This is a genomic window from Pseudomonas sp. NPDC088368 (assembly GCF_044753445.1).
Lineage (GTDB): Bacteria > Pseudomonadota > Gammaproteobacteria > Pseudomonadales > Pseudomonadaceae > Aquipseudomonas > Aquipseudomonas bambusae.
The window spans coordinates 299,743-323,991 of sequence record NZ_JBIVNG010000009.1; the positions used below are offsets into that span (position 1 = coordinate 299,743).

At 60.2% G+C, this 24,249-nt stretch carries 24 protein-coding genes; 9 read left to right on the plus strand and 15 right to left on the minus strand.

Translation table 11 applies throughout. The features are described from left to right. Positions 1-15: 15 nt before the first annotated feature. The gene (locus ACIQAL_RS21210) at positions 16-1,113 is read left to right on the plus strand and encodes a glycosyltransferase family 4 protein (RefSeq protein WP_401149084.1); all 1,098 of its coding nucleotides are present in this window, start codon (positions 16-18) and stop codon (positions 1,111-1,113) included. After that, entirely contained in the window at positions 1,106-2,146 is a 1,041-nt protein-coding gene (locus ACIQAL_RS21215) for a hypothetical protein (protein ID WP_401149087.1), read from the plus strand. The genes ACIQAL_RS21210 and ACIQAL_RS21215 overlap by 8 nt, the downstream gene beginning before the upstream one ends. On the opposite strand, the gene ACIQAL_RS21220 is transcribed toward ACIQAL_RS21215, so the two are convergent. The 5 genes from ACIQAL_RS21220 to ACIQAL_RS21240 form a co-directional block, all read right to left on the minus strand. Continuing rightward, on the minus strand, positions 2,127-2,969 hold the full coding sequence (locus ACIQAL_RS21220; protein WP_401149089.1) for a glycosyltransferase family 2 protein: 843 nt from the start codon (positions 2,967-2,969) through the stop codon (positions 2,127-2,129). The genes ACIQAL_RS21215 and ACIQAL_RS21220 overlap by 20 nt on opposite strands. Positions 2,970-3,029: 60 nt before the next feature. Beyond that, positions 3,030-4,262: an MFS transporter gene (locus tag ACIQAL_RS21225; RefSeq protein ID WP_341962688.1), complete on the minus strand. Its 1,233-nt coding sequence runs from the start codon at positions 4,260-4,262 to the stop codon at positions 3,030-3,032. A gap of 125 nt (positions 4,263-4,387) precedes the next feature. Then, on the minus strand, positions 4,388-6,859 hold the full coding sequence (locus tag ACIQAL_RS21230) for a PAS domain-containing protein (protein ID WP_401149093.1): 2,472 nt from the start codon (positions 6,857-6,859) through the stop codon (positions 4,388-4,390). Positions 6,860-6,959: 100 nt separating this feature from the next. Next, on the minus strand, positions 6,960-7,880 hold the full coding sequence (locus ACIQAL_RS21235) for a DNA-3-methyladenine glycosylase family protein (protein WP_401149096.1): 921 nt from the start codon (positions 7,878-7,880) through the stop codon (positions 6,960-6,962). A 40-nt stretch (positions 7,881-7,920) separates the two neighbouring features. After that, positions 7,921-8,556 carry a LysE family translocator gene (locus ACIQAL_RS21240; RefSeq protein ID WP_401149099.1) on the minus strand — a complete coding sequence of 212 codons (636 nt, stop codon included), beginning with the start codon at positions 8,554-8,556 and terminating at the stop codon, positions 7,921-7,923. A gap of 359 nt (positions 8,557-8,915) precedes the next feature. On the opposite strand from ACIQAL_RS21240, the gene ACIQAL_RS21245 reads away from it, so the two are divergent. Then, positions 8,916-9,743: a hypothetical protein gene (locus ACIQAL_RS21245; RefSeq protein WP_401149102.1), complete on the plus strand. Its 828-nt coding sequence runs from the start codon at positions 8,916-8,918 to the stop codon at positions 9,741-9,743. Positions 9,744-9,884: 141 nt separating this feature from the next. Continuing rightward, positions 9,885-10,040, plus strand: a complete 156-nt coding sequence (locus ACIQAL_RS21250) for a hypothetical protein (protein WP_166596296.1) — start codon at positions 9,885-9,887, stop codon at positions 10,038-10,040. Positions 10,041-10,168: 128 nt separating this feature from the next. Here ACIQAL_RS21250 and ACIQAL_RS21255 read toward each other — a convergent pair whose 3' ends face one another. After that, positions 10,169-10,822 carry a hydrolase gene (locus tag ACIQAL_RS21255; protein WP_166596297.1) on the minus strand — a complete coding sequence of 218 codons (654 nt, stop codon included), beginning with the start codon at positions 10,820-10,822 and terminating at the stop codon, positions 10,169-10,171. 152 nt (positions 10,823-10,974) lie between these two features. On the opposite strand from ACIQAL_RS21255, the gene ACIQAL_RS21260 reads away from it, so the two are divergent. Then, positions 10,975-11,871 carry a LysR family transcriptional regulator gene (locus ACIQAL_RS21260; RefSeq protein WP_401149105.1) on the plus strand — a complete coding sequence of 299 codons (897 nt, stop codon included), beginning with the start codon at positions 10,975-10,977 and terminating at the stop codon, positions 11,869-11,871. A 118-nt stretch (positions 11,872-11,989) separates the two neighbouring features. Here ACIQAL_RS21260 and ACIQAL_RS21265 read toward each other — a convergent pair whose 3' ends face one another. Beyond that, positions 11,990-12,886 (minus strand): LysR family transcriptional regulator, encoded by an 897-nt coding sequence (locus tag ACIQAL_RS21265; protein WP_401149318.1) that lies wholly within the window; start codon positions 12,884-12,886, stop codon positions 11,990-11,992. Between the two features lie 281 nt (positions 12,887-13,167). Between ACIQAL_RS21265 and ACIQAL_RS21270 the strand changes: the two genes are divergently transcribed. Next, positions 13,168-14,160, plus strand: coding sequence for a LysR substrate-binding domain-containing protein (locus ACIQAL_RS21270; RefSeq protein WP_401149107.1), 993 nt, complete (start codon positions 13,168-13,170; stop codon positions 14,158-14,160). On the opposite strand, the gene ACIQAL_RS21275 is transcribed toward ACIQAL_RS21270, so the two are convergent. The 5 genes from ACIQAL_RS21275 to ACIQAL_RS21295 all read right to left on the minus strand — a co-directional run bounded on the left by ACIQAL_RS21275 (position 14,117) and on the right by ACIQAL_RS21295 (position 19,658). Next, positions 14,117-15,319, minus strand: a complete 1,203-nt coding sequence (locus tag ACIQAL_RS21275; RefSeq protein WP_401149110.1) for an amino acid ABC transporter substrate-binding protein — start codon at positions 15,317-15,319, stop codon at positions 14,117-14,119. The two genes, ACIQAL_RS21270 and ACIQAL_RS21275, sit on opposite strands and share 44 nt — an antisense overlap. Before the next feature lie 129 nt (positions 15,320-15,448). Then, a complete protein-coding gene (locus ACIQAL_RS21280; RefSeq protein ID WP_401149112.1) occupies positions 15,449-16,177 on the minus strand; it encodes a MoaF-related domain-containing protein in 729 nt (242 codons plus the stop codon). A gap of 261 nt (positions 16,178-16,438) precedes the next feature. Further along, entirely contained in the window at positions 16,439-16,870 is a 432-nt protein-coding gene (locus tag ACIQAL_RS21285; protein ID WP_166596303.1) for a nuclear transport factor 2 family protein, read from the minus strand. An 85-nt stretch (positions 16,871-16,955) separates the two neighbouring features. After that, positions 16,956-18,371 carry an MFS transporter gene (locus ACIQAL_RS21290; protein WP_401149115.1) on the minus strand — a complete coding sequence of 472 codons (1,416 nt, stop codon included), beginning with the start codon at positions 18,369-18,371 and terminating at the stop codon, positions 16,956-16,958. Between the two features lie 456 nt (positions 18,372-18,827). Then, positions 18,828-19,658: an alpha/beta fold hydrolase gene (locus ACIQAL_RS21295; RefSeq protein WP_401149118.1), complete on the minus strand. Its 831-nt coding sequence runs from the start codon at positions 19,656-19,658 to the stop codon at positions 18,828-18,830. A 212-nt stretch (positions 19,659-19,870) separates the two neighbouring features. Between ACIQAL_RS21295 and ACIQAL_RS21300 the strand changes: the two genes are divergently transcribed. Further along, positions 19,871-20,662: an AraC family transcriptional regulator gene (locus tag ACIQAL_RS21300; RefSeq protein ID WP_401149320.1), complete on the plus strand. Its 792-nt coding sequence runs from the start codon at positions 19,871-19,873 to the stop codon at positions 20,660-20,662. Positions 20,663-20,723: 61 nt separating this feature from the next. Here ACIQAL_RS21300 and ACIQAL_RS21305 read toward each other — a convergent pair whose 3' ends face one another. Continuing rightward, complete coding sequence (locus tag ACIQAL_RS21305; RefSeq protein WP_401149120.1) at positions 20,724-21,320, minus strand: flavodoxin family protein; 597 nt, start codon at positions 21,318-21,320, stop codon at positions 20,724-20,726. Between the two features lie 137 nt (positions 21,321-21,457). Between ACIQAL_RS21305 and ACIQAL_RS21310 the strand changes: the two genes are divergently transcribed. Further along, a complete protein-coding gene (locus ACIQAL_RS21310) occupies positions 21,458-22,351 on the plus strand; it encodes a LysR family transcriptional regulator (protein ID WP_401149123.1) in 894 nt (297 codons plus the stop codon). Positions 22,352-22,505: 154 nt separating this feature from the next. On the opposite strand, the gene ACIQAL_RS21315 is transcribed toward ACIQAL_RS21310, so the two are convergent. After that, positions 22,506-22,958, minus strand: coding sequence for a winged helix-turn-helix transcriptional regulator (locus ACIQAL_RS21315; protein WP_401149124.1), 453 nt, complete (start codon positions 22,956-22,958; stop codon positions 22,506-22,508). Between the two features lie 40 nt (positions 22,959-22,998). Then, the gene (locus ACIQAL_RS21320; RefSeq protein ID WP_401149126.1) at positions 22,999-23,205 is read right to left on the minus strand and encodes a hypothetical protein; all 207 of its coding nucleotides are present in this window, start codon (positions 23,203-23,205) and stop codon (positions 22,999-23,001) included. A gap of 4 nt (positions 23,206-23,209) precedes the next feature. Between ACIQAL_RS21320 and ACIQAL_RS21325 the strand changes: the two genes are divergently transcribed. Then, on the plus strand, positions 23,210-24,151 hold the full coding sequence (locus tag ACIQAL_RS21325) for an SDR family oxidoreductase (RefSeq protein ID WP_401149128.1): 942 nt from the start codon (positions 23,210-23,212) through the stop codon (positions 24,149-24,151). The last annotated feature ends 98 nt before the right edge of the window (positions 24,152-24,249 follow it).

Here is a 24,249-nt window from a genome sequence, read left to right on the forward strand (position 1 = left end):
ATCAGGAGGCGTGGCATGTGGCGCAGTGATCAGGCAAAGATTCCCCTTGTACCCACTGCCGGTGGGCATCGGCCTCTGCGCATCGGCATTCTCACCCACATCAAATTTCCCATACGCCAGCCTTTTGCGGGCGGGCTGGAGGCGTTCACTCACGACGTGACCCTCGGTTTGCGTGCGCGTGGCCATGCCGTAACCCTGTTCGCCAGAGGCGGCAGTGCGCCTGAGCTGGAGGCAGTGGCCGTTCCGGATGAGGAGCAATGCCGCCACCCCAGCCTGAGCAGCGCCTACGTCGCGGAGCATCATGCCTACCTGAAGGTGATGCAAAAGATCGACGATTACGGCTTCGACGTGATCTTCAACAACAGCCTGCATTACGTGCCGGTGACCATGGCGTCATTGATTCGCACGCCAATGCTGACAGTCCTTCACACGCCGCCGTTTTTCGAAATGATCAATGCATTGAGTGGTGATCGTCAGACCGGCCGTTTCAGCACGATGTCGGCGGCGAATGCGCGCAGCTGGCGTGATGTGGTCTCGCAGTGCGCGCTGATCCCCAACGGCATTGATTTGCAACACTGGCGGCCTGCGGGAGTGGTGGGCGAGCACGCGCTGTGGTCGGGGCGATTGGTACCTGACAAGGGCGCGCACCTGGCCATCGATGCGGCGCGTAAAGCCAGCATCCCTTTGCGACTGGCGGGACAGCGGGTGGATGAGCGTTATTTCAAGGAGCAGATCGAGCCTCGGTTGGGGCCGGGTGTCGAGTACCTGGGGCATTTGCAGCGCGCCGAACTGGCGGTCGAACTGGCGGGCGCTGCGGTGGCGCTGGTGACGCCGTGCTGGGACGAGCCGTTCGGGCTGGTGGTCGCTGAGGCGCTGGCCTGCGGAACGCCGGTCGCTGCATTCAATCGCGGCGCGATGGCGGATTTGATCAGCGACGAAGTGGGCTGTCTGGTGCCGCCCAATGACGTGGCTGCGCTGGCCGACGCCATGGTGGTCGCTCGCGGCAAATCGCGATCAGCCTGCCGGGCACGGGCTGAAGCCTTGTGGAATCACGACCTGATGCTGGACCGTTACGAAGCCTTACTCACGGAAATGGCCGCGCACCATGCTTGAACCCCAAATCGGCTATTACGTCCACCATCATGGCGCGGGTCATGGCGTGCGAGCGGCGCGCATCGCTGGGGCGCTGAACGTGCCAGTGACGCTGATCGGCTCACAATTGCCTGTCGAATTGCCCATTGGTGTTCAGCGATTGGACTTGCCGGGCGATACGGCGCAAGGCATGACCGTCGAGCGTTTCGATGTCCTGCATTACGCGCCGCTGGCGGTGGACGGTGTGCGCGAGCGGATGGCGATGCTCGCACAGTGGTTTGCGGCGCATTGGCCCTGCGTGTTGGTGGTCGATGTGTCGGTGGAAATCGCCGTGTTCGCAAGACTGTGTGCGGTTCCGGTCATTTACGTGCGGCAGCACGGCGCGCGGGACGACGCTGCTCACCGCTTGGCCTATGAGAGCGCGAGCGCGTTGCTGGCGCCTTATCCGCAGAGCATGGAAGCCCAAGATACGCCGCAGTGGCTGCGTGACAAAACCGTCTACAGCGGCTGGCTGTCGCGCTTTGCGGGTAAGCCGTTAACCACCGCAAAACGTGGCCAGGTGTTGATCATCACCGGGCAGGGCGGCACAGGCTTGTCGGCGGCGTTGATCGAGGATGTGGCGCGCCAGTGTCCCAACCGACATTTTCGAGTAGCTGGCGGTCTGACGCCCGGTGTGCCGCTCCCAAACCTGCATTGGCTTGGCCCCGTGCCTGATCCGCTGGAGGAAATGCGCAGCGCTGAAATCGTGATCGGCAGCGCCAGCGATAGCCTGGTGGGGGAGGCGGCGTCACTCGGTTGCCGGTTCGTCGCCATCGCCGAAGACCGCCCGTTTGACGAGCAACGGCATCAGGCCCGGCGCCTCAATGAATTGAAGGTGGCGATTGGGCTGGAACAGGGATGGCCGCCCGCAACGGATTGGCCCGACATGTTGAATGAAGCGCTCAAGCTTGATCCAGAGCGCTGGCGCGATTGGGCCGATGCAGACGCCGCGGCACGTGCCGCCCGTTTCATTGAGGGCACACTGGAACGGGTGATCAGAAGCCGAGGCGTTTAGGGTTCAGGGCCTGAGCCACCTGCTCAGCAGAGGGCATCCGAATAATCTCAACGCGTCCATCGTCCCAGCGCAGCAGGCCTAGATCCTGAAATGCGCGCAACCAGCCTTCCATTGGCCAGACACCCCAGCGTCTGTGAAAGCGCCGCGCATTGGTGACGATATCCTTGAAGTGATTCAACGGCGGGTCGTACGTGGGGTGGTATTGATGGAACGCCGTTGCCGGGTTGTCGAGCAGGGCCACACCTTCCTGGCGCGCCCGGAACGCAAAGTCGGTGTCTTCGCCGCCATAGCCCGTATAGCCCGCGTCGAAACCGCCAATGCGCCCGAACGTGCTGCCGTGGCAGGCAAAATTCAGCGACCAGAACAAGTGATAGGGAAGGTCGCTGCCTGGCCCCTCACGAAACTGCGCCAGCGGATGTTCGACGCCTCGCTCGTAAAGCGCCGCTTCATCCCAACCGGAGCGATTGGCGCCCTCGGGCAGGTAGCGCACCTGACCCATGTGCAGTGCGTCGGGGGCGCGCTTTAGCCCATCCCGGTACTGAGCCAGCAGGTCGTGTGCGGGAATGCAGTCTATGTCGAGAAAGACCCATGACGCTGCCGGGTCAATGGCCATCACGCTGTTGCGCGCCTTGGCCAATGGCAGGCCGCCGGGTTCATTCACCTGCAACGTGTGGATCGGAAACCGTTGACTGTTGAATGCACCCAGCGGCTCGTTCATGTGCACGATCCACAGGCCATCCGGGACGAGGCTGGACGATTCCAGACCCTCGATCAGATTGGCCAGATGGGTGCTTCGGCCATGCACCAGCGTGATTACTTTCATGCGCACCTCTCAGGATCGACACGATACTGATCGCCGCTCACCCGCGCAGTTCAGTCATCCTCACGCGTTGCGTGCCGACAAATCCCGCTGCACCCGCCAGACAAGGTACGCGGCCACGACCGTGGTCGTTGAAAGGATGTAGCCGACCCAGTCGAAATGCTGCAATTTGCCGTCGCTGCCAATCAGGACGATGTGTCCGGCGAGCATCGAGGCAAAGCCTCCCGACAGCTGTTGAATGGCAGCGCTCACAGCGTTGAACGCGCCGCGATGAGAGGGATCGGGCACGCCAGCGACCATGGCCTGGAAGGGAATCAGCCTCGAAAAAATGCCCACGAACAGCACGGTGTTGACCACGATTACCCACGGCAATGGCACGTTGGAGAGGTGTGTGTAGATCGTCACCATGATGATGGTCAGTGCGCTGCCGACGTAGAACACGCGTAACTTGCCGAAGGCATCGGCAGCGCGGCCGATCAAGGGACCGGTGACGATGGTGCTCAAGCCCGTGAACAGATACACGAAGGGCAGGCTGGCGATGTCGATGCCCAGGTTGTTGACCGTGAAGGCGCTGCTGAACGGCATCAACATGTAGCCGCCGGTGGTCAGCAGGGCGGTGGCGGCGAAGGCTGCCCAATGCTTGGGCGCGGCCAAGGTGTTGAACAGGTGACGAAAGGCAGTGTGCTCCTGGCGAATGGCGAGGTGGTCGGTCACGGGGCGCATCGCCAGTTGAATCACCACGCCACCGGCCGCGCCCATTGCGGCCAACAGCAGGAAGGGCGCGTGCCAGCCCCAGTGGTTGGCGAGGTACAGGCCGACCGGCAGACCGAGGACCTGGCTGGCGGCGAACGCGGTTTGCAGCACTCCCATCACCCGGCCACGGGATTCGGGGGGAAACAGATCGGCAGCAATCGCCAACACGGTCGAGCCGATCACCCCGGCGAAGATGCCCGTGACGATGCGCGCCAGCAGCAGGGTTTCGAAGCTGGCGGCCAAGCCGCACCAGAGCGTGCCGATGACGAATCCGGCGTAGAAGAACAGCAGGAGTTTCTTGCGATCGAAGCGGTCAGCGAAGCCTGCGGTGACCAGACCGGCCAGCCCGGCGCTGAAAGCGTAGGCGCTGACCACCATGCCGAACTGGCGAGCGGACATGCTCAGTGCGGGCAAAATCATCGCCCCCAGCGGAGCCATGAGCATGAAGTCGATGATGACGGCGAACTGCAGAGTCGCCAGCAGGCCAACCACGAATTTTTGATAACGGCTGAACGGGGTCAAGACGGGAGTTGTGGAGGTCATCGATGGGCCTGGCACGGGAATGAGGACAGCAACGTGCACCATCATGGTAGAAAAGCGCCCAACAAAACACCCTTGCTGGCGCGCTTGACGATGTCGAGCCCAACGTTCTTCAGTCTGCGCGCTGCTCAGCTTCTGGCCGACACCTTCAAGAGCACGCGTGATAGCTGATCGATGGAGTACGGTTTGTGCAGCAGTTCAAAACCCGCCGACCCGTTCTGCGCCAGGACGTGGCTATAGCCGGAAGTCAGTACAACGGGAACATCCGGGAATTGCTCCCGCAGTTGATGGGCCAGTTCCATGCCGGTCATCCCCGGCATCACGACATCAGAAAACACGACATCGAATGCATCGGGAGCCGCCTGCAATGCCGTCAGCGCCTCATGAGCACTGCGAGCCAGTGTCGGGACGTAGCCCAGCTCCGATAAGGCCTGGACCGCAAAGGTGCCGACATCGACGTTGTCCTCTACCACGAGAACGCGAGTGCCGTGCCCGTCTTCGAGTGCCGCATGGGGCAGCGCTTGCTCGGCGGTTCGATCCTGCGCGTCGACGCGGGGCAGGTAGAGGGTGAATGTCGTGCCTTTGCCCAGTTCGCTGACGACTGCGATTTCGCCGCCAGACTGTTTGGCAAACCCGAACACCTGACTGAGTCCCAACCCCGTGCCTTCACCCACGCCTTTGGTGGTGTAGAACGGTTCGAAGATCTGTTCCAGCTGAGTCGCGGGAATGCCGGAGCCGGTGTCGGTTATGGACACGGCGACGAAAGGCTGGTTCGACGCGGGGTGGAGCCGAATGGCAGGGATGGATTCAACGGCGCGCACGGCGATGGAGAGCTTGCCTTCACCCTGCATGGCATCCCGTGCGTTGGCGACCATGTTGACCAGCGCGGTGTCGAATTGGCTGGGGTCGGCATCCACGAAACAAGGCGCATCGGTGAGTTCGATGAGCGTATCGATGCGAGAGCCCGTGAGGGTGTCCATCATGGCCGAGATCGCCCGGACGTTGTCACACGCACTGAACACTTCGGGCTGGAGCGCCTGCCGACGTGCGAACGCGAGGAGTTGCCCGGTCAGTTTCGCCGCACGGTCGACGGTTTCCGAAATGGCCGTCACGTAGCGCACTCTTCGTTCGTCGGTAAGCGACGGTCGCATGAGCAGGTCAGTGGACGAGCGGATGACGGTCAGCAGGTTATTGAAGTCATGGGCCACGCCGCCTGTCAGCTGCCCAACGGCTTCCATTTTTTGCGACTGGCGCAGCGCTTCTGCCTGTTCCTTCTCGGTGGTCACATGTCGGCCAGCCGCGTAGACGCGACCGTCCTGAAACGTCCCTGTCCAACTGAACCACTTGTAGGTGCCGTCCTTGTGCCGCAATCGAAATTCGTACGGCGTGATCAGCGGCTTGTCGAAAATCCCGGTGAACGCCGCAAGCGCCGCCAGGAGATCTTCGGGGTGGGTGTAGTCGGAAAACGTGGTGCCGACCAGCTCCCGCTCTGACCAGCCGAGTTGTTCGGTCCAGCGTGCGTTGACTTCGTCGAGCGTGCCGTTGGGCGATGCGATGACCAGCAATTCTTGTGACAACCCCCACGCCCGGTCGCGTTCCCGTGTCCGCATCGCGAGGTTGGCGGCCTGTTCCTTTTCTGTCGTGATATCGCGACCGCTGCAATAGATTTTCCCGTCTTCCAGCACGGCGACCCACGCCACCCAACGGTAACTGCCGTCGCGGTGCCGATAGCGGTTTTGAAAGCGTGAGACAGGACGGCCTTTGATCGCTTGCGTAAAAACCGCTTGGCTGGCGCCGAGATCGTCCGGGTGCACGAAGGACAGAAAGGCCGTCTTCAGCTCTTCCGGCGACCAGCCCAAGGCAATGGTCCACGCCGGGTTCGACGCCTCGATCATGCCCTGTGCGTTGATCACGGACAGCAGGTCAGGGCTGAGCAGCCAGGTGCGGCTGCGTTCGGTAACGCGCTCGTTGACCTCGGTTTCCAGCTGGGAATTGAGGTCACGCAGTTCGTCCTGGCTGAGCCGCAGTCGTTGATCCGCGCGATGCCGCTCAATGGCCAGCGCCGCTGTTTGGGCGATGACCGAAATGGCCTCGATATCGTTAGGCGTCGGTGAGCGCGGCTCGGCGTAATAGACCGCAAACGTGCCCAACACGACGCCGTCTGCCGCTTTGATGGGCATTGACCAGCAGGCCCGCAAACCGTGGGAGACCGCGATGTCGGCGTAGCCTTCCCACAACGGGCTGGTGGCGATGTCATCGACATACACCGGCGTGCCTCGCGCTGCGGCCGTTCCGCAGGAACCGATCCCTTCCCCGATGGCAATGCCATGAATCGCTTCGTTGTACGTGGTCGGCAGGCTTGGCGCCGCGCCGTGCAGCATGTACTGGCCATCTTCACTGAGAAACAGCACCGAGGCCATCATGCTGGTGCTCTGTGATTCAACCGCCAGCAGGAGGTTGCTCAGCACGTCGGCGAGCGGGATACCTGACGCGATCTGGCCCAGGACCTTGCGCTCACGCTCGATCAGCGCAAAAGGCGAGTAAGTGCCTCCCTGAAGGCTCAGGTCGATGGAGGGCTTTGGGTCAGGTTGGTCAGACACGGTCTAGCGCTCGCGGCGTGGGGTTAACGTCTTGGATATCAGATGTCCGGGAAGATTCTACGTCACTGAGTGCTGCCGTGCTGTCCTTCCTAAGGGTTCCTTAGCCGCCCTTGGCCATGCCTGCCTGATCGGCGATTTCATTCCACACGTGCATGGCCACGTAAGCCCGCCAGGGACGCCAGCCGTGGGAGTGTTTCAGTTGATCGGATTTACGGATCAACTCCGGCAGTCGGCGAGTGATGGCTTGCATCAACACCAGGTCAGTCGCTGGCCATGCGTCTGCATCTCGCCAGACGCGCATCGCAACGTACTCAACCGTCCAGGGCCCGATGCCCGGCAAGTCGAGCAGTTGTTTGCGCAGCGTCTCGACATCCAGTTCGTCGTCGATGTCCAGTTCGCCATCCGCCACCACCCGGGCGAAGTTCTGCAGCGTTGCCACTCGCTTGGTGGGCATGCCGATCTTGTCCATATTCACCTCGGCCAGCGCACGTGGGGTGGGGAAATGCCAAGGTGTATGAGGGTGAACCGGCGCGCTTGCGGTGGTTCCGGCTCGCTCGACCAGTCGTCCGACAATGGTTGTCGCCGCCTTCACGCTGACCTGCTGACCGACGATGGTGCGCACCACCAATTCGAATCCGGACCAGGCGCCTGGCACTCGCAAGCCCGGCGCAGCGTCAAGCAGCGTGGCGAGCCACGGGTCCTGGCTCAAGCCCTCGCGGATGGCGTCCGGCTCTGCGTGCAAGTCGAACAGACGGGAGAGGCGTGGCGTCAGCGTGCCCAAGTGGCGGCTGGCTTCGCCATCGATGCGTACGATCAGCACGTTGCGGCGCGGGTCGCGACGCACGCTCAGCAGGCCGGTATCCCCGGCAATGTCGAGGGTCCGGTAATAAATGTCGTCCTGAACGGTTTCCACGCCGCCTGTCGCTCGACCGGAAAAAAAGCGAAGCATCCGCGTCCAGTCGAAGGGCGGCATGAAGGCGAGCTCAAGCTCATCAGTAGGGGTGCCAACGACGATCTTCATCACATGCTCTTGTGGGGGGAACAGGTCGGAGTGCACGACCTCAAACGCGAGAAAACAGCAGCTTCATCCCCGCCGCGCCATACACAAAGGCGAGTGTACCTTCGATCCATCGGCGAGCCTTGCGATAGCCGCGAACCATGGGGCCGGTGGAAAACGCGATGGCGTAGCCGCAGAAAATGGTGACGCTCAGCACCGCGCAACCGGCGAGGATAATAGCGACGGTTGTCGACGATGCGTCTGGACCCAACCCCAGTGTCATCGTCGCCACCCAGCCCAGCAGCGCTTTCGGGTTGGTGATGTGCATGAGCAGTCCGCGCTGGTAAAGCTTCGACGGGGAAAGGGAAGGGGTCGCTGTTGCTACCCGGGCGATACGCTCATCGGAGGTCAGAGCGGATCGAGCCGCCTTGATCGCCAGAAACAGCAGGTAAGCCCCACCTGCCACCTTGAGGAGCACGAGCGCTTGAGCGTATTGGGTCAGCAAGGCGGAAATCCCGGTGGCCGCCATCGTTCCCCAGAAAAACGACCCGCTGATCACGCCAGCCGCGAGCGCCAGTGCTGATCGCCTGCCTTGGTGCATGGCGACACCCATGATGCGCATGTTGCTCGGTCCGGGGCTGGCGGCGCCGACGATGTAGGCGGTGAACACCAGCAGGAAGTGATGAACGTCGGGTGACATGCGTACTCCTTCACGTAAGGGGCGGCTCGGGCGGTGAGTATCGGGCAAACAAAAGCGACGGCTTCTAGAGTGCCCGAGGCGGGTGGGTGCGAACAGATACAGATGTGAGGAGGCCACGCGTCGCTCTGTATTCCGAGGCGGGTGCGCCCCGCGTTTGAACGAGAGGCAGCCATTGGTCTAAATCGGTGGGCAATCGACCTCCCATTCGGGCACTGGTAAGAAAATTGTCACCTGCGCCGATTACGGTGGACGCTCCCATCGTGCTGAGACAAAAACGTGGATAAATCAGCCATCCGCCCTGCCGTTTGCCGTATTTCTCGCACTGCGTTTTCTGAGCCCCAACAGATGACCACCCAACCATGACTGCCATTCAGTCTGCCGACTTCACTTTCGACGACAGGCGTGAGCACTCATCGCATGATCAGGTCCAGCCTCTGTTCAAGGGACAGCTCCCTGAGCGCGGCCCTCGGATGATCAAGCATGGAACCGTGGTTGTGGACCTGCCAGGCCCGATGTTGCGAACCGGCGCGATTGATCCGCCGCCCGCTGTTCTGCGCATTCGGCCGACGCGGGATGTGTTTGGCCGTGTGGTCATGCCCGCTCGCGTGTGGCTGCACGCCGGTGAACACGCGGTCGTTGCCGGGGTCAAGGCGATCCAACTGCCCCGCAAATGGCTGTCGAAGCTGGTGGCGGGCGACGTCATTGGGTTCAGCGATGCGCGGGAGTCAAAGCGGCGGATGCGCATTACCGAGGTGACCGAGACCGGCTGCTGGGCGACGCTGGAAAAAACCGCCTACGTGGTGCCCGGCGTGACGCTGAACCTGAAGAAACGTGACGGCCGCAAGAAATCGGTGCGCGTTACGGATTTCACTCGCAAGTCCAGACAGCGCATCAAACTGAGGGAAGGCGACCTGCTAACGCTGACCCGGGACCTTCACAGCGGACGGCCTGCGGTGGTGGACCGATCAGGGAGCATCAAGACGCCCGCCACGATTGGTTGCACGTCGTCCTCGGTTTTCGAGACGGTGAAAACGGGCGATCCGATCGGGTTCGGCGAGGGCATCCTGGGCGGTGTCATTGAAACGGTCGAACCCGACGCCCTTCATGTACGGATCACCCATGCCCCCGGAAGCGCCAGACTGGAGCACGACATGCGCATCGACCTGACAACCCGCTGGTCTCGGTAGGCCCGGTCATCTGTCGAATTTACCCAACCTTCACTGGCGCAACGAAACAGAGCATCCATACTCAGCTGCCCCCTTACTGACCTTCGTTGCGATGTCCGGTTCTCTTCGAGTGCTGATGAACGACCTAGAGGAGATCTGTGCATGGTTATTGCGATCAAAAAGGCTGTGTGTGGTCCGGACTGGCTGGTGATGCTCAACGATTACGCCGTGAAGTTCCGCAGCATGGAGGAGGCGCAATCGTTCGTTGACCGGCTCAAAGCCAGAATCGAAGCGCCTCACGTCATACCGGTTTACTGATCAAGGCATCAGATCGCTTCGTCGCGATGACCGCCTGCCGATCAGACGTCTCAGAGAAGGGATGAAGGTTTGGTCACGAACACCCGTTGGCCAGGCTTTCGTCCCCTCGTCCTTCATCCCGGCTCGATTTAGCCTGCGGAAGTCGGGACGGGGGTGTTGAGCAACTGCTGCTCCCACAAGTACGCGATGCCGCTGCCCGCCGCGTGTTGCTGCAGCACACCTGTCAGGGCTGCGGCGGTTTCAAGCCGGGCCCAATCCCTTTGCCACTCCGCTGCCACCGCCAGCCACGTCATCATGTTCGCGCCCGCCGCGATCATGCGTTGAATGGCGACCTGATGCGCCTCGACGGAAACAGCGCCTGACGCGTCCGTGACCACCGTCACGTCCCAGCCTTCGCCGAGCGCCTGAATCACCGGCATGGCCACGCAGATTTCGGTCCACAGCCCCGCGATGATCAGTTGCTTGCGGCCCGTGGCTTTGACCGCGTCCACCACTTTCGGGTCTTCCCACGTATTGATGAACGTCCGGTCGATGACTTCCTGGCCGGGGAACACGTCGGTGATTTGCGGAAAGATGTAGCCGCCACGCTCAGCGATGACGCTGGTCAGAATGGTCGGCACATCGAAGGCTTTGGCGGCTTTCGCGAGTGCGGTCGCGTTATTGACCACCATTTGCGGCTCGTGGCTGTTGAGGTTGGTGAGTTGGTACGGCTGATGGTCGATCAGCACCAGTACCGAATCTTCCGGACGGAGAAGTGAAGCGAGACCGTTACGAAAAGTCATTGCAGCATCCTTTGTCTTTATAAGCGGGATCAATCCCCCGTCAACGCGTGCTTGTGGCGACGCTGTTCAGGGGCCTGTACTGTGCTGTTCCAATACCTGAACCGGTAGTCGCGTCTGGTGATTAGCTGTGTCGCAGAAAGAGGAACGCTGAAGTGGACATCGAAGAGCTTCAAACCTTTGTGGAAATCGCTGATGCCGGAGGCGTTTCACCGGCCGCGACTCGTCTGGGCGTCTCCAAGTCCATCGTCAGTCGTCGGCTGATGCGGCTTGAAACGGAGCTGGGCGTGCAATTGCTGACGCGCTCCACCCGTGGCGCCGTGCTCACCGAAGCGGGGGCCACGTTTCGCGAGCACGCTGCGCGGGTGTGCGCTGAAATGGATGTGGCCCGAGAGGCGATCCTGCCCGCTGGCAGCCTGCGCGGCCGATTGCGCGTGGCGGCGCCGTTGTCGTTCGGTCCCACTCACTTCGCGCCCGTGCTGGCGGAAATGGCCCGGCGCCACCCGCAGCTGCATATCCAGACCTGCTACAGCGACCGGTTCGTCGACCTCATCGCCGAGGGCTACGACTGCGCGATCCGCGTCGGCTACCTGCCGGATTCCAGCTTGATCGCTCGGGGCATCGGCCCGATCAACGCCAAGCTGCTGGCGAGTCCGGGTTACGTCCAGGCCCACGGCGCTCCCGAAACGCCAGACCAACTCATCAATCACCAGGCACTGATGACCGGCACTGAAACCTGGCACTTCATGGACGGCGATAAAATCGTCACGGTTCGCCCGCAGGGGCGGTTCAAAGCGGACAACGGTGTGGCGCTCGTGGCGGCGGCGGTCGCAGGCGTGGGGATCGCCTACCTGCCCGATTGCCTGACCTATGACAGCGTGATGTCCGGCGCATTGGTGCCGATCATGACGCGTTTCCCGCCTCCGCCAGCGGGCGCGTACATGGTCCGTCCACCGGGTCAGCACCCTGCCCAGAAAATCCGCATTCTTACCGAGTTGTTGATCGAATACTTCGGCACGTCGCCGCACTTTGCGGGCACTGTGACGCCCTGATCTTTTGGCGTGAGCCGCACGCGGCAGGGTGCGTGTGCGTGCCTTCTGTCATGACATGGCCCCAAGAGGCCATGCCAGACACAAGGCGCCTTTGAAACTCAACCCGGCTTGCCGCATTTCAGGTCGGCTTCGGGTTTCCGATTTTCGTCCGTTCACTGAAGCATTCGATCAGCATATCGGTGAGCACCCGCATCTTTCGCGTGGGGGGCTGGCCAGGTGGCCGAACCACGAAGATGCCTGCTTCGCGGACGGGATAGCGCTGCATGATTGGCACCAACGCTCCTGCGGCGACATGCTCTTCGATCAAACCCTCAGGCACCATCGCGATGCCCAGCCCCGCCAACGCGGCAGCCACCAGCGCCATGCCGTTGTCTGCCTTGAATTTCCCTTGGGGGCGGACCGTCACGATTCTCTCGGCATCCATGAATTGCCAGGACTCGGTCCCCTGCAAAAGGGCCTCATGCGCCTGGATGTCCGCAGGGTCTTCAGGCGCTCCATGGGCTTCGACGTACTCAGGGCTGGCGACCAACTTCCCTAGGATCGGGCCTACCCGCCTTGCGATCAGGCTTGAATCCTGAAGGTATCCGAGCCGGATGGCACAGTCATATCCCCCCGAAATAATGTCGACCAATCGGTCGCTGTAACAGCTTTGAATGTGCAGGCGTGGATGGCGCCTTCCCAGCTCGGCGAACACCGGTGCGAGGTGTGTGGGCCCGAAGGAAAGCGGAGCGGCAATGCGAAGACGGCCACGCAGCTCTCCTGTGGGCAAGATCATGTCTTTGGCCGTCTCGATCTCTGCGCAGGCTCTGGCTGCGTAGTCCCTGAAGGTTGTTCCCGCTTCCGTAAGCGATGCTCCCCGGGTTGAGCGAGAAAGGAGTTGGATACCCAGTTCAGTTTCCAGTCGAATCAACCGACGGCTGACGATTGATTTAGACAGTCCCAGGCGGAGTGCAGCGGGTGAGACGCCGCCGGCATCAGCCACTTCCACAAATGTCTCTAGTGCTTCAATGTCCACTTCATCGTTCCCGGTTTTGCGACACAGAAAACCTCGAAACGGTGCTACCGCTTCAAGATGAAGAACAGCAGAATGCTGTTCTTTCGCATCCTCACTGCCCATGAAGTATGCCGCAAAGACCAAGGGGTTCAGCCAACTTAACTAACGGCCCGATGGCGATGATCATGAGGGACAATACAGTTAAGGTCTAGCCTCATTAATGTCCAGACACGCCAATAAGTGTTCTGCTGTCAGAAATAAACGCTTCAGACAGTTTTCCGTTTACTGTTCGAGAGAGTGTAATGCTGAGTCGAAATGACCTGCGCCGGGCTGATATGAACCTTCTGGTCATCTTTGAAGCCATGATGCTTGAACGCAGCGTCAGCCGTGTCGGGCAGAAACTGTTTCTCGGCCAGCCTGCCGTGAGTAATGCATTGGGGCGGCTGCGCGCGATGTTTGCAGACCCTTTGTTTATCCGGAATGGGCGCCACATGGAGCCCACTGCGCGGGCGCTGGATCTGTTTGAGCGGTTCACGCCGATGCTCGACACGATTGCCCTCACACTCAGCCAAGTGTCCGCTTTCAATCCTGCAGAGAGTACGAGGACGTTTCATATTGGAATGTCTGACGATGTCGAATATGGGCTCTTGCCGGCGTTCCTGCGAACATTAAGGAGGGAGGCGCCGACTGTAAAACTGGTCATTCATCATACGGACTGCACTCGGATTTCGAGCTTGCTGGTGAGCGGTGCAATATCAGTCGGTATCAGCCATACCTGTGATTTACCCGCGACGTCTAAACGTAAGTTCTTACGTTCGATCACGCCAATGGTATTAAGAGCGGACTCACAAACAAAGTGTCTGGAACTCGATGAGTTCTGCTATCGACCCCATGCGACAGTTGCATCCATGGACACGTTGATCAGCGATGTTGAGCACGCGTTGAAACAACTATCTCGCACCCGATCAGTTGTACTTTGTGTACCACAGTTCAGCGCGCTGGCCGTGTTGTTGGCAGGCAGCGATCTGATCGCAGTGGTGCCGGATTATGTGGCTAAAGCCATGTCTGCCTGTTGTGGGGTGCGGGCAGAGCCTGTGCCATTGGAACTGAACGCCTACGATCTGTCGCTGGTGTGGCGCGCCGTAGCTGACAATGATCCAGCGGAGCGTTGGCTGCGGTCGCGCTTCAGTGAGTTTTTGGGCGACAGCAGTGTCTTCCGTCCTCCCGCTCCCCACCCCGTCGATCGGTACCCTAAAGACTCTCTACATACGGGAAACACAGCGGCCCGGACGTAAGGCGGTGGGGAGACACAACCACTTGTCTCGAACCATTCTGGAATTGATGAACCCCATGACCCGTTATGCCCTGGAATTGGATTTGCAGCACCCGAGGCTGCACCCACTCCCCACTTTTCCCAAATCTGACCGGCCCCATGACGGTCTGGAACGTAGCGTTGCGTGAGTACTCCGAGAGTCGGGCGTCGTCCAGCCCGCCGGTCGCCTCGATCGCTTGGGCCACGATCTGCAACTGGGCATAGGCCAGCGGCGCCATGTAGTGCCCCAGAAGATCGGTGTCTGCCTTGGCTGCACGTGCCTGGTAACGATCAAGGAATTGCGAGACGCCCGGATACATCATCCCAGGAACAGGCTGCCAGTATTCGTAATTGACGAAGCCGTTGAGCAGGGGGCCTAGCGTGGTCTTCACCGACGTATTCTGAGGGCCAATCATGGCGCCTCCGACCATCTTCGGCCGAAAGGCGTGTGCGTGAATCGCGCGCACCAACCCGATCGAGTCATCAAGGTATGAGCAGAGGAACAACACGTCACATCGACTTTCAGCAGCGGCATCAATGACGGATTTGAAGTCCTTGGTCGCCAGCGGATAAGTCGCTTCGTGGACGATCTTGAAGCCGTATTTCTCGGCGTTCGCTTTTGCGCCGACGACAGGATTCAATGAGAACTCCGCGTCGGCGGAAACGAGCCCCACGCTCAAGGGGCGCGGCGTCTGGGCCGCGGCCAATTCAAAAAAACCTTCGGTGAGCGCCGCACCTGGATCGGGTCCTGTGGGAATCACCGCAAAGTAGTTCGGATAGGCCAGCGTGTCATTGACGCCCAAGCCCATCAATCCTACGAAAAAGCGCTGCTGTTCCATGATGAATGGCATGGCCGCTAACAATGTATTGGTGCCGTAGCCGCCGAGGAGCAGATCGACCTTATCTTCATGGACCATGCGCTGGTAGATGCCAGGAACGTTCGACCCAATCCCCTCGTCATCGTGGCAAACGAGCTCGACGAGACGCCCAAGCAACCCTCCGCGCTGATTGATGTCCTCTTGCCAAATCTTATGAGCGAGTCGAGCCGACTTGCTATTGCCCGCGAGTGGTCCTGTCAGCGACAGGCTGTAGCCGATTCGTATTGGTGCTGGAGGGATAACTGCTGAGGTGTTGAGTGGCATGTTCTGTCCCTTGATTCAGGTACTGCATCGGGAAATGAAGAGGATCGTAAGTGTGGCGCGGACAGCGCTACGGCCGTTCGCCACACCGCCTCTCACTTGTTATGGGGCGAGCGCGATGCTCGACTGTGCTCAAACCTGATGGGTGGCTTCGTGGGGATCGAACATCGAAATATCGCTGAGCCTTGCGGTTGCCGGTGCGTCGTTTTGCAAGACGTCCCAATGTTCAGCCAGCTTTCCGTCCTCAATCCTGAATAGATCGACAACCACTTGTGGAACATCTGCCCAACCACGGATACGCCCGTGAATGGCGACCATATTGTCTTCCGCCACCATCAGCCCCGGCTCGTAATAAACCGCGTCCGACAGGTTGCTGACGAGCGCCTCCAAGGCATCTCGACCTTGGGGGATGGTGGGGTTGTGCTGGATGTAACGGGAGGAATAGAACCGACGGACCGCCGACGCGTCACGACGTTGAAACAATGAGGTCATGGCCTCCAGCACCAACGCTTTATTGCGGGTGGGGCTGTCATCAAGGGAACGGTCAGCGGGGCGCGTGATGGTCATCTTGCCGGTCATTCGCAGAAACGCGCCGTTTGCCAGCGTGGCATGAGAGTGGACGTGGCCGCGATCATAGTCCTGAACGTTCGTGACAGTTGCGCCGTCTTTTTCCTGCCAGCTTACGGCGAACATACTGTTGCCCAGTGGCACGACATGAATGGAGACGAGCTCTATCTTTGCGAAAGGCCCTTCCTTGATTTCGAAACTCAGCTGGGTGTTTGAAAGCAAAGTCAGGCTGACTTGGAAATCGGGATAGGAGACATCCATCTGCAGCCCGACCGGAAAATTGTCCATCGACATGTGTGCGGTTCCTCGTTCTTATTGGGGGCGGGTGAGTTGAGCTGGGCTGGCGCCTGATGAAAGCGCAAGCTCACCGCCCGCTGTACTGTGCGATTGCGGAACACACCGCGGTAGTCGCATCAGGCGAAGATCTGTGTCGCAGAATGAGGAACAGAGCTGGACGCTGTGACGGCGTGTCACAGCGTCTGGACAAAAAGGGTTTGCAAGGCCTGTCAGCGCGGCGATCAAATGTCGCCACACCGATGAACCGATTGGGCGGGATTAGAACTTGTACGCCTGGCGACCGATCAACAGCCACTGGCCCTTCTGCTTCTGCCAGATCTGGAAGTTTTCGATTTCGGTCGGGACTTCCACGCCGCTGTTCACGGCCTGGGCGGAGAAGTGGTTGCGGACCAGTGCAACGTCGCCGTCCATGGTGATTTTCTGGTTCAGCATCTGCAGGGTCTTGAAGCCGCTGCGGCCGGTTTCGATGTCGGCGATGAATTCATCCTTGTTCTGAACCTTGCCGCTGGAGTGGCCATAGGTGACTTTGTCGGAGGTCAGGGCCGCCAGGGTTTTGGTGTCCTTGTGCAGCATCGCCTGCGTCATTTTGTCGACCGCCTTGGCCACGTTCTGCTCATCGGCAGAAGGGGCGGCAGCAACGTAACCCGAAAACAGACACACAAAACCCACCAGCACTTTGAACTTGGTCATCGATATTTCCTTGTTGTTGTCGTGGGATGCGAAACGCATCCCTGTGTAGGCACGGAGGCAACCGTGAGGTTTGTTGGCTAAGGGATCAGAGATCGGTGATTTCCTTGTGGCGCGGCACCAGCGCTTTCATCACGCTCCACGCCACGAGATAGGCCAGGGCGCAGATGGCAAACATGATCATGTAGCCGGTGTGGATGTCGTTAATCGACTTGTAATAGTCAAAGACCCAACCGCCGATCTTGGTCATGACCACGCCACCCAGGCCGCCGGCCATGCCGCCAATGCCCACGACCGATGCCACGGTTTTCTGGGGGAACATGTCGGACACCGTGGTGAAAATGTTGCACGACCACGCCTGATGCGCCGACGCGCCGATGCCGATCAACAGCACGGGCACCCAGAAACTGATGTACCCGAACGGTTGCGCCAGCAGCACCAGCAACGGGAACAGCGCGATGATCAGCATGGCTTTCATGCGTCCGTCGTACGGCTTGTCGCCCCGCGCCATGAAGTAACTCGGGAACCAGCCGCCGCCGATGCTGCCGACCATGGTCATGCTGTACAGCACGAACAGCGGCATCACGATGGCCGCGCCTTTCATGTTGTATTGCGCGGACAGGTAGGTCGGGAGCCAGAACAGGAAGAACCACCACACACCGTCAGTCATGAACTTGCCGAAAGCGAAGGCCCAGGTCTGGCGATAGGTCAGAAGTTTGAACCACGAGACCTTCTTAGCAGGCGCGCCCGGCACCGGGGCAGCCTGGACAGGTTCGGGTTCGTCGCCGCGAATGTAGGCGAGCTCTTCGGCGGTCAGGCGTTTTTGCTGATCCGGTTTTTCATACAGGGCCACCCACATGCCCAGCCAGACGAAACCGAGCAGGCCGATCACGATGAACGCCGATTCCCAGCCCCACGCCGCAGCGATTAGCGGCACGCAGATCGGCGCGGCGATCGCACCGACGTTCGCGCCGGAGTTGAAAATCCCGGTGGCGAACGAGCGCTCGGTCTTCGGGAAATATTCGGCCGTGGCTTTGATCGCGATCGGGAAGTTACCCGCTTCGCCGATGGCCAGCACGGCCCGCGACAGCATGAACCCGGCGATGGACACCGGAATTGCAGCGAACCCCAGTGCCGTGGTGATCGCGCCAATGCCTTGCCCCAACGGCACCGCGAACGCGTGCATCACGGCGCCCGTGGACCAGACGCCAATCGCCACGACGTAGGCGGTTTTGGTGCCGATTTTGTCGACGACACGACCGGCGAAGATCATCGCGATGGCGTAGACGAACTGAAAGACCGAGGCAATGTTGGCGTAGTCAGTGTTGCTCCAGCCAAATTCCGTCGACAGGTCCGGGGCCAGCAAGCTGAGCACCTGGCGATCCAGGTAGTTGACCGTGGTGGCGAAAAACAGCAGCGCACAGATCGTCCAGCGGTATTTGCCGACAGACCGTGTGGCCGCCCGGGTGACGCTTTGCGGATGGGTGGACTCGTTCAGATTCATGGCATCACTATTATTTTTGGAGGGGTGATGATCTCGCGACCGGTTCAGCGAGCACGCGGTGACCGGCGTCTCGGAATCGCAATAGGGAGGTCAGAGGTCTAACCACTTCGCAGTCGAGCGCGTGAAACTTTTTTGAGCGAGTGGCGTTTTCCGGGGCAGCAAACGGCCGGGAGAGAACCCGTAGACGGGGTTTGGGCTGAGATAAGCAAGCAGGTCGAATTCATTGTGGTGACCGACATTTTTATTTTTAGAGGTGACTCGACGATTATTCGTCTGTCGTCGTACAACGGTGTAGTTATAGCGAGCGTTTCGTCAGGCTGTCAATCGCTCAAGCAACGGCGATGACCGCGATATCCGGTGCTACGGGTCATTGGCCCTCCGCAAAGGCCGAAATGCCATGGCGCGGTACGTTCGCGGCATGGCATTCCGATTCAAGCGAGTCCACAGGGGCGCGTATCACGTCCGGAAGAAATTGAAGAGCTGAGCCACGATGACTTCCGGCGCTTCTTCCTGCACCAGATGCCCGGCGCCCGGCACACGAACGTAGGTGATCCCTGGAATCCGACGCGCGAGCTCGTCGCCTTGTGCGATTGGAATCCAGTCGTCCTGCTCGCCCCACAACAGCAAGACCGGGCAGCTGATTTCACCGAAACGCTGTTCGATTTCGTCGGTGTACTGCTCGTCCATTTGCACGATCTGACGGTAAAACGCGGCTTGTCCGACGTCGCCAGTCCAGGGTTTCACGTAGGCCTGAAAATCCTCTGCGTGAAGCGGACGGTGAGTCGAGCCCTTGATGTAAGCGTTCACAATCGCTTCGTGGACATAGGCCGGTGCCTCGCTGAACGCTTGTTCATGGCGGCGCACATGCCTGATTAGCGGTGTGCCCCAAGGCGCGATGGCGACCGGGTCGATCAGGGTCAGGCTCGCATACTCGGCCTTGTTCAAGAGATGAGCGCGAAGGCTGGTCGCACCCCCGAAGTCGTGGGCCACAACATGAGGGCGTTCGACTTCCCAGTGCGCCAAGAGCGCCGCGAGCAGGTCGTTTTGAATACCCAGCGAAACGTCCTGACCTTCCCTTTGCTCCGATTGGCCGTACCCCAGCAGGTCGTAGTAGAAGACTTGATAATGCTCGGCGAGCAGGGGCGCGATGCGTCGCCAGACGTATGAGGAAAACGGGGTGCCGTGCACCATGACGACGGCAGGGCCCTCGTGCCCCATGCGCCCCCAGCGAACGGATTGGCCGTGGAAATCGAACGTTTCTGGTAAAGCCAGCGGGTTGTTAGACATCATCCACCTTCCTGTAAGCGAGTGGTGTGGAGGTTTCAGACCCAGCGGAGAGCGGCTTCAGTCGCCTCGTCGGCAAAGAAGGAATCTCTGCCGCCTGCGCCGGGTCTGATGTGCGATTCCAGTCTGCGATAGCCCGGAATCCGGTACATAGCGTCGGAACGACAAGCGATCCCATGAAACGGACAATCGCCACCAGCCTCAGGGCCTATGCCATGAACAAGCCTCCGGTCCACGTGGTCCGCGCACCTTTCACCGATGAAATTCCCGCGCCCGTGTACTTCCGCTCGGCGCACATGCCGGTGTCCACGGCTTATCCTTTTCACCACCACCCGTGGGGCGAATTCGTTTATTCCTTCAGCGGGGTCATGGAAATCATGGTCGAAGGGGTGCACATCATTGCGCCGCCGCAGTTCGGTGTCTGGCTGCCGCCCAACGTCGAGCACAACGCGCTGAACCATCAGGAGGCCTGCCATTGCTCGGTGTACGTCACGGCGTCTTTGTGTGACCAGCTGCCGCAGATCGCATGTGCGTTGACCATCACGCCGTTGATCCGGGCGCTGCTTGAGGAGCTTCGAATGTCACCGCCGGGATTGGTGCAAACGAGTGAGGAAAGCCGGTTGCTGTTTGTGTTGCTGGACAAGATGCGACAGACGTCGCGAGTCGCCACGTATTTGCCGGGTTCGACCGACCCGGCGCTAGCGCCCATTCTCAAGGCGTTGGAGGACAACCCGGCCGATGGACGTTCATTGGGCGATTGGGCCCGTCTCGTCAATGCAACGGAACGGACGCTCATGCGGCGTTGCCAGCGCGACTTGGGGATGTCTTTGTCGCAGTGGAAGCAGCGGTTGAAGGTGATGTGCTCTTACCAACAACTGAGTAAAGGCGCGTCTGTCGAAGCGATAGCCTTTGATCTGGGCTACAGCAGTTCCTCTGCGTTCATCGGCATGTTCCGGAAACTGACGGGCGAAACACCCGATGAATACCGTCGAGCGAAACTGGGGTAATGACCATTTTCCGAATGCCATCACCTGCCACGAGGACAGGTGGTTTTTCAGGTGAGCTGAATCAGGCCGGCCGGGATTTCCCAAGCTGAAATTGCCCGGCAATCAGCGCAACCCGGGCGCCGTACAGGCGTGCCGTTTCAAGGTCTCCTGAGGACATTTCGTCAGGGGACGCATCGGCAGGCGTCTGCGCCATAGGCGCGATGTACGAGCCCATGCGATTCGGGTCGTCGCGCTTCGAGGCCTTGAGGTTCGCCGGTTTGATGTCCAGCCCGACCCAAATCCCGCCGTGTTGCCCTGAGAGCAAGACGAAGTATTCAAGGGTATTGAGCTTGTCGCCGTTGAGGCTCGCGCTGTTGGTGAAGCCGCCAAAAATCTTGTTCTGCCAGGCGCCTTCGAACCAGGGTTTGGAGGAAGCATCCGCGAATTTTTTGAACTGCCAGCTTGGGCCGCCCATGTACGTCGGCGAGCCAAAAACGATGGCATCCGCGCTGGCCAGGGTCTGCCATGCATCGTCGGAAAGGTTGCCCTCGGAGTCGATGGCCAACAACACAGCGCCAGTGCCTGCGCCTTCGGCTACCGCGCTGGCCATGCGCGCAGTGTGGCCATAGCCGGAGTGATAGACGACGGCGGTTCTAACAGGTGTGGAAGGGGAATTCATGGGGACGCTCTCTAACGTTGAGTGGAAGGATGGACAACGTGAGCGCTACTCTACTGAGTCAGAAATACGCTATAAATCATGCCCTCGTGAACGCTCTGTTCTCATTTCGGTGAACAATGCCCCATCTCCAGACACTTTTGATTTTTGCCCGCGTCGCGGAACTGATGAGCTTTACCCGAGCCGCTGACAGCCTGGGCATTCAGAAGGGGCGAGTCTCGACCGTCATTCGCGAACTGGAGCGTGAGGTGGGCGCCACGCTTTTGCACCGGACGACGCGCAGCGTGCAACTGACCGAGGACGGGCGCGCTTTCTATTCGCGTGCTCGGGACCTTCTGGCCGATGCGCAGGACATGCAATCGATGTTCGCCAGCAACGGCGCTCCTTTGAGGGGGCGATTGCGTGTCGACATGCCGACCGAGTTGGCGAGGACCGTGGTCATCCCCGCGCTGCCGCAGTTCCTCAAGGCGAATCCCGAATTGGAGCTGGAGTTGTCTAGCACCGATCGGCGGGTTGATCTCGTTCAGGAAGGGTTCGATTGCGTGATCCGGCTCGGGCCGATCCTCGACGACACGCTGATCGCCCGTTCACTGGGCCGTTTGCGCATGATGAATGCGGCGAGTCCTCACTACCTGGCGACGTACGGCACACCGCAGACCCTCGACGATCTGCTGCGCCAGGGGCACCAAATGATTCACTACACCCCCACTTTCGGCGCCCGATTGATGGGGTGGGAGTATCCGGAGGGTGAGGGGTATGGATCGCTGGCGCTGCCCGGCGTGATGCAGGTCAATAGCGTGCAGACCTACCATGCAGCGGGGCTGGCGGGTATTGGGCTTATCCAGGCGGGCTATCTGGCCCTGGCGCACCACATCAGAAACGGCGATCTGGTGGAGGTGCTTCCCGACCTTCGGCCCGAGCCGCTTCCCGCTTCGCTCGTTGTCGCCCATCGGCGCAATCTTTCCCAGCGTGTGCGTGCGTTCATGAGCTGGATTGAAGGCGTGTTGAAACCCTATCTCGATGAGCCGGTTTGACGAGCATCTTGCCATCCGGCGGGTGTTTCTTCTCTGCGGCGCGGGTGGTGTTTTTCGTCGCCGCGACCCCCTGATAAATTGTTTCCCACGCTTGCACAGCGTGCTGTCGCCTAAAGAAGCGAACCTGCAGTCATGAGCGCCACGCGCCCACCGCTCATTTGTCACCCGACGGAAAGATGCATCCGCCCGCACGCAGCAGCGCTTTCACCTCTTCGCTTGCCTGCGCGGGATTCTCGCTCAAGCGGTCGAAGAGCTTCGAGCCTGGGCGTACGTAGGATTGTGAATCGTGCTTCGCACTCCACAGAACGATGTTCAGCAGGATCGGGATGAGGTCGATGCCCTTTTCGGTCAGCGAGTAGAAGTCTTTGCGCTTGTCGTCGGGATTCGGCTCCTTGGAGAGAACCCCCTGCTCTTCGAGGAAGGCCAGGCGAGAAGCCAGAACGTTAGTGGCGATTCCCTCTTCGGATTTGAGGAATTGGCCATAGGTCTTTTTCCCGGTGAAGACGATGTCGCGGATGATCAGCAGCGACCATCGGTCGCCGAATATCTCCACACCGTAATTCACCGCGCAGTGAGACCTGAAGGTCTCTGTACGTGTCGTTTTCATCGGCGGATCTTAGCATCGCTTGCATAGAGCAAGTAAAATTTCAGTCGATCACTTGCTTTATGCAAGTGATCAGTTCAGCATGATTCTCGCGATTCAAGCGCTCGTTCAGCCCGATCCAATCAAAAATCTGGACAACGGCCATCACATCCCGTGGCTGACTTGAGCTGACAGCAGAGAGCTGAAAACGCAAATGCGCGATGCGCACATCCCGAACGTTTTCGCGCACTTCACCCTCCATCAGGAGCATCTTTATGCACGTTTTTGTTACCGGCGGCACCGGCCATTCCGGTCCGTACATCATTGGCGACCTTATCGCCGCGGGCCATGAAGTGACTGCCCTGGCTCGGTCCGATAAGGCTGCGGCGCAGGTTTCAGCGCTCGGCGCCAAGGTTCGTCGCGGTCATCTCGAAGATCTCGACGGGTTGAAGGAAGCGGCTGCCGCATCCGACGGCGTCATTCACGTCGCGCATCGACAGGACTTGATGCCAACCGGCGGGATCAATGCTGTTGCGGCGGCGGAGCTTGAGATCATGCTTGCCTATGGCGAAGCGCTGGCTGGAAGCGCAAAGCCGCTGGTTGTGTCTGGCAGTGTCGGTTCGCCCGGTTGGGAAGGCTTGGGCCGACCGGCCACTGAAGAGGATTTGCCCCTTCCCGGCGGCGATCCTTACAAGAACACCCTGCGGGTTCGAAATATCGTCGAAACCACAGTGATCGGTCTGGCCAAACAAGGCATACGGTCCTCGATTGTGCGTATCCCCGAGATCATGCACAGCGCCACTGATCACGCGGGTTTTCTTCCGCTGTTGATCGGGCTGGCCAAGGAGAAGGGCGTCGTCGGTTACCCCGGAGACGGCGCGAATCGTTGGGGAGCCGTGCACGCACGTGACCTCGCCACCGTGTTTCGCCTGGCGCTGGAAAAAGGCGCGGCGGGCAAAAGCTGGCATGCGATTGCCGACGTGGCTGTCCCGTACCGCCAGATCGCCGAAGCCATTGGCACCCGGTTGAATCTGCCAGCCGTGCCTATTCCCGCGGACGAGCTGATGCTGCCTGGCTATTTTGGATTCCTCGCGAATCTGGTCACGCTCGACACACCGACGTCGAACGCCATCACACGTGAACGCCTTGGCTGGGAACCCACCCAGCCCGGACTTTTCGCCGATCTTGATAACGGTCATTACTTCCCGATCGTTTGATTAGCCAACGGCGCGTCGTCGGATCGCATTGCACCCGGCGGCGACATGCGCGGCGGGATAGCCCGTCCAGCAGAGAAAGCCATTTCAGAGCGGAGAAC

Bases quoted from the DNA above. Each gene is read 5' to 3' on its own strand.
- ACIQAL_RS21210 (WP_401149084.1), top strand. From the start codon at position 16: ATGTGGCGCAGTGATCAGGCAAAGATTCCCCTTGTACCCACTGCCGGT.
- ACIQAL_RS21215 (WP_401149087.1), top strand. From the start codon at position 1,106: ATGCTTGAACCCCAAATCGGCTATTACGTCCACCATCATGGCGCGGGT.
- ACIQAL_RS21220 (WP_401149089.1), bottom strand. From the start codon at position 2,969: ATGAAAGTAATCACGCTGGTGCATGGCCGAAGCACCCATCTGGCCAAT.
- ACIQAL_RS21225 (WP_341962688.1), bottom strand. From the start codon at position 4,262: ATGACCTCCACAACTCCCGTCTTGACCCCGTTCAGCCGTTATCAAAAA.
- ACIQAL_RS21235 (WP_401149096.1), bottom strand. From the start codon at position 7,880: ATGAAGATCGTCGTTGGCACCCCTACTGATGAGCTTGAGCTCGCCTTC.
- ACIQAL_RS21240 (WP_401149099.1), bottom strand. From the start codon at position 8,556: ATGTCACCCGACGTTCATCACTTCCTGCTGGTGTTCACCGCCTACATC.
- ACIQAL_RS21245 (WP_401149102.1), top strand. From the start codon at position 8,916: ATGACTGCCATTCAGTCTGCCGACTTCACTTTCGACGACAGGCGTGAG.
- ACIQAL_RS21250 (WP_166596296.1), top strand. From the start codon at position 9,885: ATGGTTATTGCGATCAAAAAGGCTGTGTGTGGTCCGGACTGGCTGGTG.
- ACIQAL_RS21255 (WP_166596297.1), bottom strand. From the start codon at position 10,822: ATGACTTTTCGTAACGGTCTCGCTTCACTTCTCCGTCCGGAAGATTCG.
- ACIQAL_RS21270 (WP_401149107.1), top strand. From the start codon at position 13,168: ATGCTGAGTCGAAATGACCTGCGCCGGGCTGATATGAACCTTCTGGTC.
- ACIQAL_RS21275 (WP_401149110.1), bottom strand. From the start codon at position 15,319: ATGCCACTCAACACCTCAGCAGTTATCCCTCCAGCACCAATACGAATC.
- ACIQAL_RS21280 (WP_401149112.1), bottom strand. From the start codon at position 16,177: ATGTCGATGGACAATTTTCCGGTCGGGCTGCAGATGGATGTCTCCTAT.
- ACIQAL_RS21285 (WP_166596303.1), bottom strand. From the start codon at position 16,870: ATGACCAAGTTCAAAGTGCTGGTGGGTTTTGTGTGTCTGTTTTCGGGT.
- ACIQAL_RS21290 (WP_401149115.1), bottom strand. From the start codon at position 18,371: ATGAATCTGAACGAGTCCACCCATCCGCAAAGCGTCACCCGGGCGGCC.
- ACIQAL_RS21295 (WP_401149118.1), bottom strand. From the start codon at position 19,658: ATGTCTAACAACCCGCTGGCTTTACCAGAAACGTTCGATTTCCACGGC.
- ACIQAL_RS21300 (WP_401149320.1), top strand. From the start codon at position 19,871: ATGAACAAGCCTCCGGTCCACGTGGTCCGCGCACCTTTCACCGATGAA.
- ACIQAL_RS21305 (WP_401149120.1), bottom strand. From the start codon at position 21,320: ATGAATTCCCCTTCCACACCTGTTAGAACCGCCGTCGTCTATCACTCC.
- ACIQAL_RS21315 (WP_401149124.1), bottom strand. From the start codon at position 22,958: ATGAAAACGACACGTACAGAGACCTTCAGGTCTCACTGCGCGGTGAAT.
- ACIQAL_RS21320 (WP_401149126.1), bottom strand. From the start codon at position 23,205: ATGCTCCTGATGGAGGGTGAAGTGCGCGAAAACGTTCGGGATGTGCGC.
- ACIQAL_RS21325 (WP_401149128.1), top strand. From the start codon at position 23,210: ATGCACGTTTTTGTTACCGGCGGCACCGGCCATTCCGGTCCGTACATC.